This window comes from Janibacter melonis (assembly GCF_003721155.3).
Classification (GTDB): Bacteria; Actinomycetota; Actinomycetes; order Actinomycetales; family Dermatophilaceae; genus Marihabitans; species Marihabitans melonis.
The window spans coordinates 1015313-1032882 of record NZ_CP044548.2; the positions used below are offsets into that span (position 1 = coordinate 1015313).

Genomic DNA, 17570 nt, shown 5'->3' on the forward strand with positions numbered 1-17570 from the left:
ATGCCCCGGCCCGTCGTCGTGCGATCGGTGGATCAGTCGTGGTCGATGTGCTCCGGGTCGCGCATGAAGGTGCGCTTGCCGTAGACCGCCCGGTTGACCACCCAGGTGATCGCCCAGAGGACGACACCGACGGCGAGCAGGCCGCCGGCGATCTCGTACTGCTGCTGCTGCTCCTCGCTACGGGCCCACGGACCGGCGAGGAAGGCGCAGAGCACGGCACCGATGACGGGCAGGACAGTCGGCGCGTTGAAGTGCGCGCGGCCGACGTGGTCGCGCCGCAGCACGAGGACGGCGATGTTGACGACGGTGAAGACGCACAGCAGGAGCAGCGCGGTGGTGCCGCCGAGCAGCGAGACCGTGCTGGCGCCCTCCTCGCTGCCGTTGGCCCGCACGACGTAGGTGATGAGGCCGAAGGCGAGGACGGTCGTGAAGACGATCGCGAGCCACGGGGTCTGGCGGCCGCGGTGGACCATGCCGAGCGGACGCGGCAGCACCTCCTGGCGCGCCATGCCGTAGACGAGCCGGCTGGCCATGAGCATGTTGATGAGGGCTGAGTTCGCCACGGCGAACATGCCGATCCACGGGAAGATCTTGTCGAAGGGGATGCCCGGGGCTCCCGCGGCGACGACCTGGGTGAGCGCCGAGGGCTTCTCCGGGTCGATGAGCGAGCCGACCGGCACGAGCGCGACCGCGGTGATCGCGACGAGCACGTAGATCAGACCGGTGATGCCCAGGCCGGTGAGCATGACCTTCGGGAAGATCCGCACGGGGTCCTGGGTCTCCTCGGCCATGTTGACCGAGTCCTCGAAGCCGACCATCGCGAAGAAGGCCAGCGAGGTGGCCGCCGTGACGGCGAAGAAGGTGGACTTGTCGCTCGGGCTCTCGAAGACGACGACCCGGCTGAAGTCGGCCTTGCCCTGGGTGACGGCGTAGAGACCGATGAAGATGATGAGGAGCAGACCGGAGAGCTCGACGAGCGTGAGCACGACGTTGGCCTTGACGCTCTCGCCGACGCCGCGGAAGTTGATCGCCGCGACGAGGGCCATGAAGCCGAGCGCGATGAGCAGCAGCGGCGTCGAGCCGGCCGCCCAGTCGGCACCGATCCCGTCGCGCAGGAAGCCGGCGAAGGCGTTCGACGCGGTGGAGGCCGAGGTGATGCCCGAGCACATGACGGCGAAGGCGACGATGAAGGTGACGAAGTGGATGCCGAAGGCCTTGTGGATGAAGGTGGCGGCTCCACCGGCCTGCGGGTACTTCGTCACGAGCTCGAGGTAGGAGAAGGCGGTGATCGTCGCGACGACGAAGGCCGCGAGGAAGGGCGCCCAGGCGGCGCCGCCGACCTCGGCCGCGACCTGTCCGGTCAGCGCGTAGACGCCGGTGCCGAGGATGTCGCCGACGATGAAGAGCAGGAGGAGCTTGGGCCCCATCACCCGGCGCAGCTCGGTGCGCTCCTCCCCGGTACCGGGGTCCGATGTGGCGGTCTCGGACATGTGGCCTCCCAGGTGTGCGTGCTCGCAGACGGACGTCTGGAGTGTGGCTAACCGTGGCCCAGATCACCGGTCGGGGCAACAACGTCGCGCCCGGCGTGTCGCACTCGTGACCCCCGGTCTCCTCGAGACCACGTACCGCCGCGGGTGAGCGCGAATCGCCGCTACGACGTAGGCGTAGCGGCGATTCGCGCTCACCGGTCTGACGAAGGGGGGTCTCGAGGCCCCCTTCGCCGAGGCTCAGCGGGACACGACGCGCAGGGTGGCGAGGGTGGGGTCGGCGGCGTAGGCGATGCGGACCCCTGCCCGCCGCGCCTGGTCGAGCGCGTCGAGGCTGTCCTGGGTCACGAGCTCGCCGGGGGCGAGCACCGGGATGCCGGGCGGGTAGGGCGCGACGAGCTCGGCGCACACCCGGCCCACGGCCGCGGCGAGCGGCACCGCCTCCTCCGGGGCGAACCACGCTGCCCGAGGAGACATCGCGACGACCGGCTCGACGCGGTACATCGCCGGCCCGGTGACGGCGCGTGGCGCGCCCCGGTGCCGGTCCACCGACGCGACGAGCGCGTCGCCCAGCGGCTCGAGCGTCGAGGCGTCGTCGGCGAGCGAGACGACCGCGACGAGCACGTCGCGGTCGGCGGACTCGACGGGCATGCCCCGGGCGATGAGGTCGGCCTCGACCGCGTTGCCGTCGACCCCGGCACCGGAGAGGACGAGGGTGAGCTTGAGCGGGTCGACGCCAGGCCCGTCGAGCACGACGAGCCCCTCGACCCCCCGGAGCCGGTCGCGCACCCGCGCGGTGGCCTCGATCGCGCGACCGAGCAGCTCCTCGCCGTCGCGCTCCAGCAGCGCCCGGGCGGCATCGGTGCTCGCGAGCACCGCGCCCGCGGGGCTCGTCGTCGCCCCGGCCTCGACCGCGGCATCGAGCCGGGCCGGGTCGACGCGCTCGGTGCGGGCGAGGACGAGGGCGGCCTGGCTCCACGCGGGCAGGGTCTTGTGGGCGCTCGTCACGACGAGGTCGGCCCCCAGCTGCAGGGCGTGCTGCGGCAGGTCGGGGTGGAAGCCGAGGTGCGCGGCCCAGGCCGCGTCGACGACGAGGGGCACGTCGTGCTCGTGGGCGACCGCGGCCAGCCCGGCCACGTCGCCGGTCGTCCCCACGTAGGACGGGTCGCCGACGAGGACCGCGCGGGCCCGGGGGTGCTCGGCGAGCGCCCGGCGCACGCTGGACGGCGACACCCCGGCCGGCAGACCGGTCGCCGCGTCGACCTCGGGCCGCACCCACACGGGCGTGAGCCCGGCCAGGACGAGCCCGACGAGCACGGAGCGGTGCAGGGTCCGGCTGACGACGACCTCGTCGCCGTCGCCGGCCACGGCGAGCACCGCCGCCTGGTTGGCATGCGTCGCACCGCCGGTGGAGAAGCGGCACACGTCGGCTCCCCACAGCCGGGCGGCCCGCCGCTCGGCCTCGACGAGCACGCCCGTCGTGAGCTTCATCGTGTCGAGACCGGCGTAGAGCGGCACGTCACCGGCGACGACGTCACCGACGAGATCGGTGCGCTGCTTGTGGCCCGGGATGGTGAAGGGTGTGGGCGGGTGCTCGCGCTGACGCAGCCACGCGTCGAGCAGGGGGGCGTCAGCGCGCAGGCCGCGGGGGTCAGCCGGCATCGCGCGCCCACCCGACGAGCACGTCGCCCAGAGTCGTGGCGAGGGCGCGCACCTGGCGCAGGTCGACCCACTCGTCGACGGCGTGGAGCCCGCCGCCCGACGGCCCGCACACGAGGGTCGGGCACAGCTGCTGCCACATCGGCGCCTCCATCCAGTACGGCGCGTCGAAGGTCGCTCCCGTGCCGAGCGCCCCGCCCAGCCGTCGCGCGAGGTCGGCGGCCGGCCCGTCGGCGTCCAGCCGCCAGCCGTCGCGGTGCGCGACGAGCTCGGCGGTCGCGCCCCACGCGGGGTCGAGGAGCGCCCGGACGTCGTCGAGCGCCTCCTCGCTCCCCCGGTCCGGGGGCAGCCGCATCTCGACGACGCACGACGCACGATCGGGGACGACGAAGGGGGACGACCCGCCGCTGACGACGGTCACCATGAGGTCGCCGCCGGCCGCGCGCACGGCGTCGGCGCGTGCGTCCACGGCGTGCAGGAGCCGACCGAGGTGGGTCACGGCATTGACGCCGAGCTCGGCCTGAGAGCTGTGCGCGGCGCGCCCGGGCAGCTCGACCCGGACGACGGCGAAGCCGCGCAACGAGCGGCACAGGGCGAGGTCCGTGGGCTCGGCGACGAGGCACACGTCCGGCCGGACGTCCCGGTGCCGCAGGACGTCGATGACGGCCTGGCTGCCGAGACTCGCGTCCTCCTCGTCGGCGACGAGCGCGAGGACGGGTCGCACCGGCGCCCCGGAGGCGACGAGGTGCTCGGCCACCGCCACGACCGCGGCGATGCCGCCCTTCATGTCCGCAGCGCCGCGCCCGAGCAGCCGGTCGCCCTCGACCCGCGCCTCGAAGGGCGCGTCCATCCCGCTCACCCCCACGGTGTCGAGATGACCGTTGAGCACGACGGTGGGCAGGTCCTCGCCCCCGCGGGGCATGGCGACGAGGCTCGGCCGGTCGTCCGGGCCCGGTGCCGGGACGACGGTCGTCACCAGACCGGCGGCCTCGAGCCGGTCGCGCAGGTGCGCGACCACGCGCCGCTCACCCGCAGCTCCGGGCACGAGCCCGGGGTTGACGCTGTCGACGGCGACGAGCTGCTCGAGCAGGGCGACCGCCGCGGGCCCCGGGTCCGTCATGGCCTAGGCGTCGATGCGCTCGCGGTCGAGCTCGCTGGCCGAGGAGACGATGAACTCGCGACGCGGGTCGACGTCCTTGCCCATGAGCAGCTCGAAGACCTCGGCGACCGCGTCGACGTCGGCCAGGGTGACCCGGCGCAGCGTGCGGTAGGTGGGGTCCATCGTCGTCTCGGCGAGCTGGTCGGCGTCCATCTCGCCCAGGCCCTTGTAGCGCTGGATGGGCTGCTTGATCGAGCGGCCCTTCTTCTGCAGGCCGGCGAGCGTCGAGCGCATCTCGGCCTCGGAGTAGGTGTAGATGAGCTCGTTCTTCTTCGACCCGGGGTGCACGACCTCGATGCGGTGCAGCGGGGGCACCGCGGCGTAGACCCGCCCGGCCGCGACGAGCGGCCGCATGTGGTTGAAGAAGAGGGTGAGCAGCAGCGTGCGGATGTGGGCGCCGTCGACGTCGGCGTCGGTCATGATGACGACCTTGCCGTAGCGGGCCGCGTCGAGGTCGAAGGAGCGCCCCGAGCCCGCGCCGATGACCTGGATGATCGAGGCGCACTCCGCGTTCTTAAGCATGTCGCCGATCGCGGCCTTCTGGACGTTGAGGATCTTGCCCCGGATCGGCAGCAGCGCCTGGAACTCGCTGTTACGAGCCTCCTTGGCCGTGCCCATCGCCGAGTCGCCCTCGACGATGAAGAGCTCGGTCGCCTCGACGTCGTTGCTGCGGCAGTCGCGCAGCTTCGGCGGCAGGGTCGAGCTCTCGAGCGCGTTCTTGCGGCGCTGCGTCTCCTTGTGCACCCGCGCGCTGATGCGCGACTTCATCTCGGCGACGACCTTCTCGAGCAGTTGGGCGGACTGCTGCTTCTCGCCCCGCTTCGTGCTCGTCAGCTGCGCCGTGAGCTCGGTCTCGACGACCTTGGCGACGATGGTGCGCACCGCCGACGTGCCGAGCACCTCCTTGGTCTGGCCCTCGAACTGCGGCTCGGCGAGGCGGACGGTGACGACCGCCGTCATGCCGGCGAGCACGTCGTCCTTCTCGACCTTGTCCGAGCCGACCTTGAGCTTTCGCGCGTTGACCTCGAGCTGCTTGCGGAAGACCTTGAGCAGCGCCTGGTCGAAGCCGGTGAGGTGGGTACCCCCCTTCGGCGTCGCGATGATGTTGACGAAGCTCGACACCCGGGTGTCGTAGCCGGTGCCCCACCGCAGCGCGATGTCGACACCGCACTCGCGCTCGACCTCGGTCGGGGACATGTGCCCCGAGGCGTCGAGCACGGGGACGGTCTCGGTGAAGGTGCCGCTGCCCTGGAGCCGCCACACGTCCGTGACCGCAGGGTCGGGGGCGAGGAAGTCGACGAACTCGGCGATGCCGCCGTCGTGGACGAAGACCTCCTCGACCGGGCCGTCCTCCCCCTTCGTCCCGGGCAGGCGGCGCTCGTCACGGATGACGAGGGTGAGCCCGGGCACGAGGAAGGAGGTCTGCCGGGCCCGGGCGACGAGCGCGTCGTAGTCGAAGCCGGACTCGGTGGGGAAGATGTGCGGGTCGGCCCAGTAGCGGATCCGGGTGCCGGTGGCGCCCCGCTTCGCTTTGCCGACGACGGCGAGCTCGCTGCCCTTCTCGTACGGCGTGAAGTCGTGCTCGGGGTCCTTCGCGCCCTCCGAGCCCGCGACGTCGGAGAAGACACCGGGCTCGCCGCGGCGGAAGGACATCGCGTAGGTCTTGCCCGCCCGGTCGACCTCGACGTCGAGCCGCGCCGAGAGCGCGTTGACGACGGAGGCGCCGACGCCGTGCAACCCGCCGGACGCGGTGTAGCTGCCCCCGCCGAACTTGCCGCCCGCGTGCAGCTTGGTGAAGACGACCTCGACACCGGTGAGCCCCGTGCGCGGCTCGATGTCGACGGGGATGCCGCGCGCCTGGTCGCGGACCTCGACGGAGCCGTCACGGTGCAGGACGACGTCGATCCGGTCGCCGTGGCCCCCCAGGGCCTCGTCGACGGCGTTGTCGATGATCTCCCACAGGCAGTGCATGAGACCGCGGCTGTCGGTGCTGCCGATGTACATGCCGGGCCGTTTGCGGACCGCCTCGAGCCCCTCGAGCACCTGGAGGTGGTGCGCGGTGTAGTCCTGGGCGGTCTTGCTGCTCGCCCTCTTGGCGGCGGTCCTGGTCGCGGCTGGCACGGGGTCGGTACGTCCTTCGGCTCGGTCGGCGGGGTGGATGCACCCGCCACGTGCAGGGTAGTCCGGGCCCTCTGACAACCCGAGCAGGCGCGCGAAGGGGGACCCTCGGCCACCCGTCTGCGGTCACCTCGGCCGGGTCGAGGCCGTCCGGGAGCCGTCCCGGAGCCTGGACAAGGGACGCGCCTCACGCGGCCGATGCCCCTCGGGAAGGGATCGGCGTGCTTGACTGTTGGACACCTCGAGACCCCCCGGTCTCGAGCAAGTGTCACCGAAAGAAGGAACGACGTGAACGCGACCCTGGTCTCTCCCCTGACCGCGGCCGACCGCTGCGACCGCTGCGGGGCTCAGGCCTACGTCCGCGCCCGGCTCCACGCCGGCGGTGAGCTCTTCTTCTGCGCCCACCACGGACGTGAGCACCTGCCCAAGCTGCGCGACCTGGCCGACATCGACGACCAGAGCGAGCGACTCGAGGTGACGCCGGCTCTCGCCGCTGACGACGAGCGCTGAGCGTGACCGGTCTGCTCGACCTGGCCGGCGTGGCACCTGATGCCACGCCGGCCGCTCTGTGGCTGCTCGTCCCCCTCTTCGCCGTGGGGGTCTTCGGGATCGTCTTCCCGATCCTGCCCGGCCTCATCATCTGCCTCGGCACGGTGCTCGTCTGGGCCCTCGAGGTCGGCGGCACCCGCGCCTGGGTGACCTTCGGCGTCGCCGCCGCGATCTACCTGCTCGCCGTCGTGCTCCAGATCACCATCCCCGGCCGCAAGATGAAGGCCGAAGGGGTGGGCGGGGCCACCATCCTCCTCGGCCTCGCGGCCGCGGTCGTCGGCTTCTTCGTCGTCCCGGTCGTCGGGGCGCCGCTCTTCTTCGTCGCCGGGATCTACCTCGTCGAGCTCTCGCGCTACCGCGACGGCCAGCGGGCGTGGGCCGCGACCCGCTCCGCCCTCAAGGGCGTGCTGCGCAGCATGGGTGTCGAGCTGAGCGCCGCGATGCTCATCGCGATCACCTGGGGCGTCGGCATCGTGAGCCACTCCGTCTGACCCGCACGGCAGACCGGTCGCACGACGCGCACGAGCCGGGCCCGACAGGGCCCGGCTCGTCGTGCGTGTGCAGCAGTCGAGGCTGCTGAGGCGATCAGCACCCTTGGCTGATCAGCATCTTCTGATGATCAGCGTCTTCTGATGATCAGTACCCGCTGCCGCCGTGACGGCGCTGCTCCCAGCGCTGCTCGAGACGCTGCATGAAGGTCCCGGACTTCTGCGGGCGGGCGGTGCGGCCCGGCCGCGCGGCCCCCTTCGCCGGTCGTCCGGTGCGTGCACCCCGGGGGACGCGGCCGCCGGGCGTGCGCGGGGTGCCGAGCGAGCCGTCGGCCTGCACGGCCTGGAGCCCGCCCTCGCGGCGCGGCGCCAGGGCCACGGCGAGGGAGGCGACGATGACGACGAAACCGACGACGCCGACCCACACCGAGGTCGAGACCCCGAGGAGGACGAGGCCGAGACCGGCGACGACGCCGACGGCGCCGATGATGCGACGGCGGCGCAGGTCACCCCCGAGGGGCCCGCCCTTCATGCTCGTCGCGAAGCGTGGGTCCTCCGCGTAGAGGGCCTGTTCCATCTCCTCGAGCATCTGCTGCTCGCGCTCTGACAGAGCCACTGATCCTCCTGCACGTCTGCGACCCACGACCTTGGTCGGTACCGATCAGTCTAGGTCGCGCTCGCCGCTCGTGGTAGACCGGCCACCCCTGATCAGGCTGGCGGGCTGCACGCTGCCCGTGCCGAAGCGCGCGGAGGCCCTGTCCACCGCCCGGTCCGCGTCGCGCCAGCCGTGCTCGGGCTCGTCGAGCAGACCCTGGACAGGGGTGCTCGCAGAGTCGCTCAGCCCCTCGACCCGGACCCCGACGAGACGGATCCGCGCCTTCTGCACCCCCTGGCCGTCGTAGAGCTCGCGGGCGACGGCGTAGATGTCGCGGCTGACGTCGGTCGGGGTGGACAGCGAGCGCGACCGGGTGATCGTCGTGAAGTCCGAGAAGCGCACCTTGATGCTCACCGTGCGCCCGACGAGGGCCTGCGCACGCAGACGTGCGGCAGCCTTCTCGGCCAGGCCGAGGAGCACCCGACGCACGACCTCCGGGTCCCCGACGTCGCTGGAGAAGGTGCGCTCGTGCCCGATGCTGCGCTCGCGGTGGACGGGCTGGACGTGGCGCGGGTCTCGACCCCACGCGAGGTCGTGCAGGTGGGCGCCGGTCGCGGCGCCGAGGTCGCGCACCAGCTGCTCGCGCGGGGTCCGGGCGATGTCGGCGACGGTGCGCAGCCCGAGCCGGGCGAGCGTCTCCTCCGTGCGGTCGCCGACGCCCCACAGCGCGCCGACGGGGAGCTGCTGGACGAAGTCGACGACCTCGTCCGCCGGCACGAGCAGGACCCCGTCGGGCTTGGCCAGGCCGGACGCGAGCTTGGCGACGAACTTCGTGCTCGCGATGCCGACGGAGCAGGTGATCCCCTGCTCGGCCCGCACCTGGGCACGGATCCGCTCCGCGATCGCCGTCGGCGCCCCGAGCAGGCGCGTGGCCCCCGAGACGTCGAGGAAGGCCTCGTCGAGGCTGATCGGCTCGACGAAGGGGGTGATCCCCTCGAAGATCCGCATGACCCCCTTCGAGACCACGGAGTACTCGTGGTGGTCGGGGGCGAGGACGGTCGCCCGGGGGCACAGCCGGCGGGCCCGGACCATGGGCATCGCCGAGGTCACGCCGAAGGCGCGGGCCTCGTAGGTCGCCGACAGCACGACGCCGCGCTCTCCCCCGCCGATGATCACCGGGGTCCCGACGAGCTCGGGGTGGTGGCGCAGGGTGACGGAGGCGTAGAAGGCGTCCATGTCGACGTGCATGACGCCGCAGCCGGTCTCGTCGAGCGGGCGGTCGTGCGGGCGCTCGGGGACCCGGAACTGCCGCCGGCTCATCGCCGCGCACCCCGGATCACGCCGTCAGTCCTTGCGGGCGAGGGCGTGCAGCTGCGACCCGAGGTGGCTGAGCACCGAGCGCTCCTCGTCGGCGACGCTCGCCTGCTCGAGCGCGAGCACGTCGGCGCGGTCGGCCTCGGAGTCGAGCAGCGCCCCGGGCACGAGGTCGCTGAAGATCCGCACGCCGTGGATCGCCTCGACGGTGAATCCGGCCCGACCGAGCCGGGCCACGACGTCGCCCTGGTCGAAGCGACGCGGCATCGGGTCGCCGCTCCCCCAGCGCCCGTCCGGGCTCGCGAGCGCGGCCCGGGCCTGGTCGAAGCGACCGGCGAGCGCCCGGGCGACGACGGCGGCCAGGCGCTGCGCGGTGACGAGGCTGAGGTAGCCGCCGGGCGCGAGGACGTCGGCGATCCGGCACAGCGTGGTGTCGGGGTCGTCGACGACCTCGAGGGTCCCGTGGCAGCACACGAGGTCGACGCTGCCGGCGGCGAGCACCTCCGAGAGGGTGTCGGCGTCGCCCTGGACGGCGCTGATGCGGGCCGAGGCGCTCGACTCGGCGCTGCGCCGTCGTAGCGAGGCGAGGGCGTCGGCGCTCGGGTCGACGACGGTCACGGTGTGCCCCTGCTCGGCGAGCGGCACGGCCAGCCCTCCGGTGCCACCTCCGAGGTCGAGGACGCGCAGGGCACGGCCGAGCTCGCGCTGCCGCTCGGCGGTCAGGGTGGAGACCTCGGACCACACGGCGGCGGTCCGCAGGTTGCTCTCGACCCCCCGGCGGCGGGCGGGTCGGCGTTCGTCGCTCACGGTGCTCCCTTCGTGCGCCACGGGTGCGGCACGTGGATGCCCCAACCCTAGTTCGGCCCGGGCCACGGGTGCGACCACCCCGCGGGCGGGGTCACGACGCCTCGGCGTCCTCGACCCGCCCGGCGCCGCCCGGGCCCGTCGCGGGCAGACCGGTGCTGCTCAGGCTGACGGGCACGAGGGTGGCGGGCAGGCTCGGCGCCGGTAGCCCGAGCGTCGCCGCGGCGACGAGGAGGAAGTCCTCGCCCGCCCGCAGCAGGTCGTCGACCCCGCGGACGTCGGCGGGAGGACGACGCTCGGCCCGCTCGAGGTGCGCCGCCCACTCCGAGAGCTCGGGAGCGACCCGCGCGAGCACCTGCCACGTGCTGCTCGGGCTGCCCGCCGCCTGGCCCGGGCGCCCGCGCGCCGCGAGGACGGCCGCCGCCACCCGCAGCGTGCCGAGCCGGGTGGCGGCGAGCCGCTCGGGGGCCTCGCGCACCCAGTGCGCCTCGGTGAGGGCGTCGGCGGCGTCGGCGAGGAGCCGGCCGACCTGCTCGATGTCTGCCATGCCGTGCACGACCACCCTCAGCCCCGCGCCGCCACGAGCGACCAGGCGACGGCCGCCCCGCCGTCCTCGCGGTCCGCCCGCAGGTCGAAGACCTCGTCGGCGCCTCGGCCCGAGCTCGCGCAGACCCGCCAGACCTCGCCGCGGCAGTCCTCCTGCCAGCGGTCGACGACCCGGCTCACCCGGTGGAGGCGCCCCCTCCACAGGAAGGCCCGGGGCGCTCCCCCATCACCCGAGGAGTCACCGCCCGGAGCCCCTCGCACCTCGATGCTCTCGCCCGCCACCCGCGTCGTCACCGCGTCCTCCGCTCGTCGCCGTCACCCGTGATCGAACACCTGTTCGAACTGGTGGCCACACTAGCGCGGGTGACGTCGAGGTGGTCAAGCCCGCCGGGGCACGGGGGCGGGGCGTGCGCCGAGCGGTCGCTCAGGCGCGCAGGTGCGAGAGGTTCTGCAGCACCTCGAGGCTCGCCGTCGAGCGGTTCATCGTGATGAGGTGCAGGCCCGGGGCGCCCTCCCCGAGCATCCGGTCGGCGAGCTCGGTGGCGATCTCGACGCCCACGGCCCGCACCGCCGCGGGGTCGCCGTCGACGGCCTGGAGGCGGTCGACGACGGCCGCGGGCAGGGGCGTGCCCATGAGCTGGGCCATCCGCCGGATCTGCTTGACGCTCGTCACCGGCATGAGACCGGGGGTGATCGGCAGGTCGCGGCGGGCGGCGACCTCGTCGCGCAGCCGCAGGTAGGACTCGGCGTCGAAGACCATCTGGGTCACGGCGAAGCTCGCGCCGGCGTCGGCCTTGCGCACGAGGGTCTCGACGTCGTCGCGCAACGAGGCAGAGCTCGGGTGCACGTCGGGGAAGGCCGCGACGCCGACCTCGAAGCCGCCGACCTCGCGCACGAGGGCGACGAGGTCCTCGGCGTGATCGAGCCCCTGCGGGTGGGCGGTCCACTCGCCGCCGGGGTCACCGGGCGGGTCGCCGCGCAGGGCGAGGACGTGGTCGATGCCGGCGGCGGCGTACCCGGCGAGCACCTCGCGCAGGTCGTCGACGCTCTGGCTGACGCACGTGAGGTGCGCCATCGCGGTGAGCGAGGTGCGCTGGCCGATCTGCTCGGTGACGCGCAGCGTGCGGTCCTGGCTCGAGCCGCCCGCGCCGTAGGTCACCGACACGAAGTCGGGGGCGAAGGGCTCGAGGCGCGCGATCGCCTCCCACAGCACCGCCTCGCCCGCGTCGTCCTTGGGCGGCATGAACTCGAAGCTGATCGAGGGACGCGTCGAGGAGAGCCGCTGCGGGATGGTCCCGCCGGGTGCGCTGGGCGACGTCATGGCGGCGACGATAGCCCGCGGGCCTGCCCGTAGGCTGGCGCGTACCTGCTGCTGAGACCGCCGCCGACGTCGCCGCTCGCAGCACCGACCGCACCGCCCGACCCCACCCTCGAGGAGCCGACGTGCCCGACCCCTTCGCCGCCGACCTGCGGGGCCGGGTCCAGGCCCAGCTCGATGCCGAGATCGCCCGTCAGCAGCGTCATCTCGACGAGATGGGTCCGGACGTCGCCGACCTCACCGACGCGATCAGCTCGCTCGTGCGCGGCGGCAAGCGGCTGCGCGCCGCCTTCGCCTACTGGGGCTGGCGCGCGGGGGGCGGCGAGGACGGGCACGTGCCGGTGGCCCTCGCCTCGGCGATGGAGCTCTTCCAGGCCGCGGCCCTGCTCCACGACGACGTCATGGACGACTCCGACACCCGCCGCGGCGCCCCCGCGGCGCACCGGGCGCTCGCCGCCGCGCACGCGCAGCGCGGGTGGCGCGGCGACGCCGACCGCTTCGGCCTGTCCGGGGCGATCCTTGCCGGCAACCTCTGCCTCGACTGGTGCGACGACCTCGTCGTGCGCTCGGGCCTGCCGGCCGACCGTCTCGCCGCGGCGTGGGAGGTCCTCGAGCGGATGCGCACGCAGCTCATGGCCGGCCAGTTCATCGACGTCGTCGAGTCGATGCAGCCGTGGTCGGCCGCCGACGGCCCGGAGCGCGTCGAGCGGGCCCGGCGCGTGCTGCGCTACAAGAGCGCGAAGTACTCCGTCGAGCACCCCCTGCTCATCGGCGCGGCCGCCGCGGGAGCCTCGCCGGCGACGCGCGAGGCGCTCTCGCGCCACGGGCTCGCCCTCGGCGAGGCCTTCCAGCTGCGCGACGACCTCCTCGGCGTCTTCGGCGACCCCGACGAGACGGGCAAGCCGGCCGGCGACGACCTGCGCGAGGGCAAGCGCACGGTCCTCGTCGCCCGGGCCTGGCTGGCCGCCGACGTCGCGCAGCGGGCCTGGCTCGAGGAGCACCTCGGCGACCCCGATCTCGAGGACGCGCAGGTGGCGCGCTTCCGCGAGCTGCTGACGAGCACCGGCGCGGTGGCCGAGGTCGAGGCCGAGATCACCCGGCTGGTCGACGCCTCACGCACCGCCCTCGACGAGGTCTCGGGCCTGCCGGGCGCGCGACCCGAGGCGGTCGAGGCCCTCGCCGAGCTCGTCGAGCTCGCCACCGCGCGCACCGCCTGACCCCTACCCTGAGGGGGTGGCGCTGCTCTTCCTCCACGGGGCCGGCGGGCACGACGAGGACCAGGTCCTCGTGCGCGCCCTGCGGGAGGGGCTCGCCGAGCCCGTCCTCGCCCCGCGGCTGCCCGACGAGGACATGACCCACGACGCGTGGGCCGCGTGCATCCGCGACGCGATCACCCCGCAGGTGCGCACGGTCGTCGGCCACTCCTTCGGCGGGTCCACCGTGCTGCGCATGGCGACCCAGGCCGACCTCGGCGTCGACCACCTCGTGCTGCTCGCCGCGCCGGACTGGGGGCCGAAGGGGTGGGACGTCGCCGACTACGCGCTGCCGGACGACGCCGCAGAGCGGCTCGACCCCGCGCTGCGGGTCACCCTGCACCACTGCGCCGACGACGAGGTCGTGCCGGCCGGGCACCTCGACCTGCTGAGCGCACGCATCCCGGCCGCGCGGCGGGTCCTGCACGACCGCGGCGGTCACCAGCTGATGGGCGACGCGACCACGGTCGTCGTCGGGTCGCTCTCGCCCGCGCCGTGACGGCGCGGGCCCTGCCGACCGGCTAGAGCGCCTCTTCCATCGCCCGGCGACGCACCTCGGTCTTGAAGCCCGCTCGGATGGCCTCGACCGGGGTGGTCGCGCCCCCGGGCAACGTCTCGTCGCGGGCGAAGAGCCAGGCGACGACCTCGTCGTCGCTCATCCGGGCGTCGCGCAGCACGGTGAAGGTGCCGCGCAGCGCCGGGAGCGGCCCGTCGTCGTCGACGAAGGCCGCCGGCACCTGCAGCACGCGGCGCTCCCCGACCCGGACGGCGACGAGGTCGCCCTCCTCGATCATCCGGCGCACGTCGGTGAGACGGACACCGAGCCGCTGCGCGACGTCGGGGATGGCGAGCCACTCGCCGACGAGGTCCTCGAGGGCGTCGTGACCGGAGACGGGGGCGCCCGGCTGGGCGAGGTCCTGGGGCTGCTCGGTGCTCATCGGACCAGTCTCCCAGAGCCCGGGCCCCCGTCCGCACGCCGCACCGGGCCTCGCGTCGCCGCGCGAGGTCGGCCGAGCTGGGGTAGCGTCTCGCGCGAATGATTCACACGAGTCAGCACACGCCACACCCGCCACACACAGTCCCGACGGTCGCCACCGGCTCGCGGACGCGACGCGCCACCCCCTTCGACCGACGTCGCGACCACCGCCCTCGGCGAGTGACCTCGGGTACCGAGGAGAGCACCATGGTCCTGCCGATCGTCGTCCCCCCTGCCACCGTCCCGCCCGCGCTCGACCTGCCCGCGCTGCCGGCCTCCGTCCACAGCGAGGAGCGGGCCGGCCGCACCCACACCGTGCGCAGCGGCGAGACCCTCTACGACATCGCCGAGCGCTACGGCACGAGCGTCGGCGCGCTGCGCCGGCACAACCAGCTCGACGCGGGCTTCATCTACCCCGGTCAGCACCTGCGCATCCCCTCCGGCGGCGCCTCGAGCCCCGCGGCGAAGCCCGCCCGCAGCGCCGCGACCCGCGGGTACACCGTGCGCAGCGGCGACACCCTCTACGGCATCGCGGCGCGCCACGGCATGTCGGTCGGGCGCCTCGCCTCCCTCAACGGCGTCTCCAGCGAGTCCTTCATCCACCCGGGTCAGACGCTGCGCGTGCACGGCACCGCCGCACGCCCCGCGAAGCGTCCGGCCGCCCGCACCAGCGGGTCGCGCCACACCGTGGCCGCCGGCCAGACGCTGTCGGGCATCGCCTCCCAGCACGGCATGTCGGTGACGCGCCTGGCCAAGATCAACGGGCTGTCCGCCCGCTCCTTCATCTACCCCGGTCAGCGCCTGCGCGTCGCCGGCACGAGCCGCCCCGCCGCGACGACGACCGGCGGGGCCGGCTTCGACCACAACACCTTCGCCGGGCGCACCTACCCCAACGAGATCGTCTCCGCCGCCAGCCGCAACCGTCAGACCCTCGCCGGACGCCCGGTGCCGAGCCGCTCGCAGGTCCGCGCGAAGATCGTCGCGACCGCCCAGCGCTACGGCGTCGACCCCTCGCTCGCCCTCGCGATCTCCTACCAGGAGTCCGGGTGGGACCAGCGCCAGGTCTCCGTCGCCAACGCCGTCGGCGTCATGCAGGTCATCCCGTCCTCGGGCGACTGGACCTCGGGCCTCGTCGGGCGCCGCCTCGACCTGCTCGACACCGACGACAACATCACCGCCGGCGTCGTGCTCCTGCAGCAGCTGACCCGGATGGCGTCGAGCGACTCGCAGGCGATCGCCGGGTACTACCAGGGGCTGGGCTCGGTGCAGAAGCACGGGATGTACGCCGACACGCGGGGGTACGTGAAGAACGTGCAGGCACTGCGCGCCACAATGTGAGGTCATGGGGGCACGCAGCGGCGTTGAGGACCTCGTCGGCATCACGCTCGACGGGCGCTACCGCGTGCTCGAGCACCTCGCCGACGGCGGCATGGCCTCGGTCTACCGCGGGCTCGACACCCGTCTCGAGCGCGATGTCGCGATCAAGATCATGCGCCCCGACCTCGCGGCCGACGACACCTTCGTCTCCCGCTTCCGGCGTGAGGCCCGCAGCGCGGCCCGCCTGGCGCACCCGCACGTCGTCGGCGTCCACGACCAGGGCGAGAGCGACCGCCTCGTCTTCCTCGTCATGGAGCACGTGCCCGGGCAGACCTTGCGCGAGGTGCTGCGCACCGAGGGGGCACTGAGCCCCCGCGCGGCGCTCGACCTCCTCGAGCCGGTCCTCGCCGGACTGGCCGCCGCGCACGACGCCGGCCTCGTCCACCGCGACGTCAAGCCCGAGAACGTCCTCATCCGCGACGACGGCACGGTCAAGGTCGCCGACTTCGGGCTCGCCCGGGCCGTCTCCTCGCAGACCGCGACCGGCACGACCGGGGTGCTCCTCGGCACGGTGAGCTATCTGTCGCCCGAGCAGGTCGAGCGCGGCATCGCCGACCCGCGCAGCGATGTCTACGCCGCCGGTCTGCTCCTCTTCGAGATGCTCACCGGCCGCAAGGCCGTCGACGGCGAGACCCCGATCCACGTCGCCTTCCAGCACGTGCACGGCGACCTCCCGAGCCTGCGCACCACCCGCCCCGACGTGCCCGTCGCCCTCGACGAGCTCGTCGCCGCGGCGGTCGCGCGGGACCCCGACGAGCGTCCTCGGGACGCCTCGACCTACCTCGGGCTCGTGACCCGCGTGCGTCGGCAGCTCGGCGACGCCGAGCTCGACGCCCGGCCGGCACCGGGCAGCGCGCACGAGCGCAGCACCCGCAGCGACGAGACGGCGCTGCTCGACGCGACCGCCGGCGGCTCGCGCCGACCCGACGTCGTGGGCGCCCGGGCCGAGCGGTCGGGGGCGACCGAGGCGACGCGCACGAGCCCCACCACCGCGACCGACCTCGCGACCGGGCCGCAGGACCCGCCGGCGCGACGCCGCTCCCCCTTCGCCCTCATCGGTCTCGCCCTGCTCGTCGCCGCGCTCGCCGGAGGTCTGTGGTGGGGCACGCTCGGCCAGCGCACCACGGTGCCCGAGGTCGCCGGCGCCGACGCGAGCACCGTCGAGGCGCGCCTCACGGGCGCCGACCTGCGGCTGAGCACGAAGCAGGCCTTCGACGAGGACGTCGCCCCCGGCGTCGCCATCGGCTCGACCCCGGCCGCCGGCCAGGAGGGGCGGCGCGGCGACGAGGTCGTCGTGACCTTCTCGAAGGGGCCGGAGCGCTACGAGGTGCCCTACCTCACCCGCCTGACGAAGGACGCGGCGAGCGCCCGCCTGGCCCGCGACCACCTCGTCGTCGGCTCGACGACGAGCGAGCACCACGAGTCCGTGCCGCAGGGCCAGGTCATCCGCACGGACCCGACGACCGGCACGAAGATGCGCCGCGACGCGAAGGTCGCCCTCGTGCTCTCGAAGGGCCCGCAGCCCGTCGCCATCCCCTCCGTCACCGGTCAGCCCTACGAGAGCGCGAAGACCACGCTCGAGGAGGCCGGCTTCGTCGTCGAGCGGGCGGCGGACGTCAACGACCAGTCCGTGCCGAAGGGGTCGGTCGTCTCGCAGGACCCCGCCAGCGGCGGCACCGGCGTGCGTGGCGACACCGTGACGCTCGCGGTGTCCAAGGGGCCGGTCATGGTGACGATCCCCGACGTCGAGGGCAAGAGCGAGAGCGATGCGAAGAGCGCCCTCGAGGGCGCCGGGCTCGCGGTGAAGGTCCAGCGCTTCTTCGGCAGCCCGCTGGACCAGGTCCGCGCGACGAGCCCGCGGGCCGGCACGAGCGTGCCGAAGGGGAGCACCGTCACCATCCTCGTCGTGTGATCCGGCCCCACACTG

General features: G+C 73.9%; 17 protein-coding genes. 6 read left to right on the forward strand and 11 right to left on the reverse strand.

Annotated features, from left to right (window positions below; genetic code table 11):
- Positions 1-32 precede the first annotated feature (32 nt).
- The 4 genes from EEW87_RS04830 to EEW87_RS04845 form a co-directional block, all read right to left on the reverse strand.
- Positions 33-1490: an APC family permease gene (locus tag EEW87_RS04830; protein ID WP_123091914.1), complete on the reverse strand. Its 1458-nt coding sequence runs from the start codon at positions 1488-1490 to the stop codon at positions 33-35.
- Between the two features lie 237 nt (positions 1491-1727).
- On the reverse strand, positions 1728-3149 hold the full coding sequence (locus tag EEW87_RS04835; RefSeq protein ID WP_123091915.1) for an aminotransferase class I/II-fold pyridoxal phosphate-dependent enzyme: 1422 nt from the start codon (positions 3147-3149) through the stop codon (positions 1728-1730).
- Positions 3139-4266 (reverse strand): M20 family metallopeptidase, encoded by a 1128-nt coding sequence (locus EEW87_RS04840; RefSeq protein ID WP_123091916.1) that lies wholly within the window; start codon positions 4264-4266, stop codon positions 3139-3141. The genes EEW87_RS04835 and EEW87_RS04840 overlap by 11 nt, the downstream gene beginning before the upstream one ends.
- 3 nt (positions 4267-4269) lie before the next feature.
- Complete coding sequence (locus EEW87_RS04845; RefSeq protein WP_123091917.1) at positions 4270-6426, reverse strand: DNA gyrase/topoisomerase IV subunit B; 2157 nt, start codon at positions 6424-6426, stop codon at positions 4270-4272.
- Positions 6427-6711: 285 nt separating this feature from the next.
- Here EEW87_RS04845 and EEW87_RS04850 point away from each other — a divergent pair, with 285 nt between their 5' ends.
- Positions 6712-6933, forward strand: coding sequence for a DUF7455 domain-containing protein (locus EEW87_RS04850; RefSeq protein WP_123091918.1), 222 nt, complete (start codon positions 6712-6714; stop codon positions 6931-6933).
- 2 nt (positions 6934-6935) lie between these two features.
- Positions 6936-7463, forward strand: a complete 528-nt coding sequence (locus EEW87_RS04855) for a DUF456 domain-containing protein (RefSeq protein WP_229299039.1) — start codon at positions 6936-6938, stop codon at positions 7461-7463.
- A 145-nt stretch (positions 7464-7608) separates the two neighbouring features.
- Here the strand turns inward: EEW87_RS04855 and EEW87_RS04860 are convergent, their stop codons facing one another.
- The 6 genes from EEW87_RS04860 to metF all read right to left on the reverse strand — a co-directional run bounded on the left by EEW87_RS04860 (position 7609) and on the right by metF (position 12040).
- A complete protein-coding gene (locus EEW87_RS04860; protein WP_123091919.1) occupies positions 7609-8076 on the reverse strand; it encodes a DUF3040 domain-containing protein in 468 nt (155 codons plus the stop codon).
- 45 nt (positions 8077-8121) lie between these two features.
- Positions 8122-9375, reverse strand: a complete 1254-nt coding sequence (locus tag EEW87_RS04865) for a DNA polymerase IV (RefSeq protein WP_123091920.1) — start codon at positions 9373-9375, stop codon at positions 8122-8124.
- Positions 9376-9399: 24 nt separating this feature from the next.
- Positions 9400-10176, reverse strand: coding sequence for a methyltransferase domain-containing protein (locus tag EEW87_RS04870; RefSeq protein WP_123092002.1), 777 nt, complete (start codon positions 10174-10176; stop codon positions 9400-9402).
- Positions 10177-10267: 91 nt separating this feature from the next.
- A complete protein-coding gene (locus tag EEW87_RS04875; RefSeq protein ID WP_148041573.1) occupies positions 10268-10720 on the reverse strand; it encodes an SAV_6107 family HEPN domain-containing protein in 453 nt (150 codons plus the stop codon).
- Between the two features lie 17 nt (positions 10721-10737).
- The gene (locus tag EEW87_RS17120; RefSeq protein ID WP_191564016.1) at positions 10738-11013 is read right to left on the reverse strand and encodes a DUF6504 family protein; all 276 of its coding nucleotides are present in this window, start codon (positions 11011-11013) and stop codon (positions 10738-10740) included.
- Between the two features lie 130 nt (positions 11014-11143).
- Positions 11144-12040 carry a methylenetetrahydrofolate reductase [NAD(P)H] gene (gene metF, locus EEW87_RS04885; RefSeq protein ID WP_123091922.1) on the reverse strand — a complete coding sequence of 299 codons (897 nt, stop codon included), beginning with the start codon at positions 12038-12040 and terminating at the stop codon, positions 11144-11146.
- A gap of 122 nt (positions 12041-12162) precedes the next feature.
- Here metF and EEW87_RS04890 point away from each other — a divergent pair, with 122 nt between their 5' ends.
- On the forward strand, positions 12163-13254 hold the full coding sequence (locus EEW87_RS04890; protein WP_229299042.1) for a polyprenyl synthetase family protein: 1092 nt from the start codon (positions 12163-12165) through the stop codon (positions 13252-13254).
- Positions 13255-13270: 16 nt separating this feature from the next.
- Positions 13271-13789 (forward strand): alpha/beta fold hydrolase, encoded by a 519-nt coding sequence (locus tag EEW87_RS04895; protein WP_123091923.1) that lies wholly within the window; start codon positions 13271-13273, stop codon positions 13787-13789.
- A 22-nt stretch (positions 13790-13811) separates the two neighbouring features.
- Here the strand turns inward: EEW87_RS04895 and EEW87_RS04900 are convergent, their stop codons facing one another.
- On the reverse strand, positions 13812-14228 hold the full coding sequence (locus EEW87_RS04900; protein WP_163562378.1) for an Rv2175c family DNA-binding protein: 417 nt from the start codon (positions 14226-14228) through the stop codon (positions 13812-13814).
- A gap of 245 nt (positions 14229-14473) precedes the next feature.
- Between EEW87_RS04900 and EEW87_RS04905 the strand changes: the two genes are divergently transcribed.
- Both EEW87_RS04905 and pknB read left to right on the forward strand, forming a co-directional pair.
- Positions 14474-15604, forward strand: a complete 1131-nt coding sequence (locus EEW87_RS04905; RefSeq protein ID WP_225985032.1) for a LysM peptidoglycan-binding domain-containing protein — start codon at positions 14474-14476, stop codon at positions 15602-15604.
- A gap of 4 nt (positions 15605-15608) precedes the next feature.
- Positions 15609-17555: a Stk1 family PASTA domain-containing Ser/Thr kinase gene (gene pknB, locus EEW87_RS04910; protein WP_123091925.1), complete on the forward strand. Its 1947-nt coding sequence runs from the start codon at positions 15609-15611 to the stop codon at positions 17553-17555.
- Positions 17556-17570: the final 15 nt, after the last annotated feature.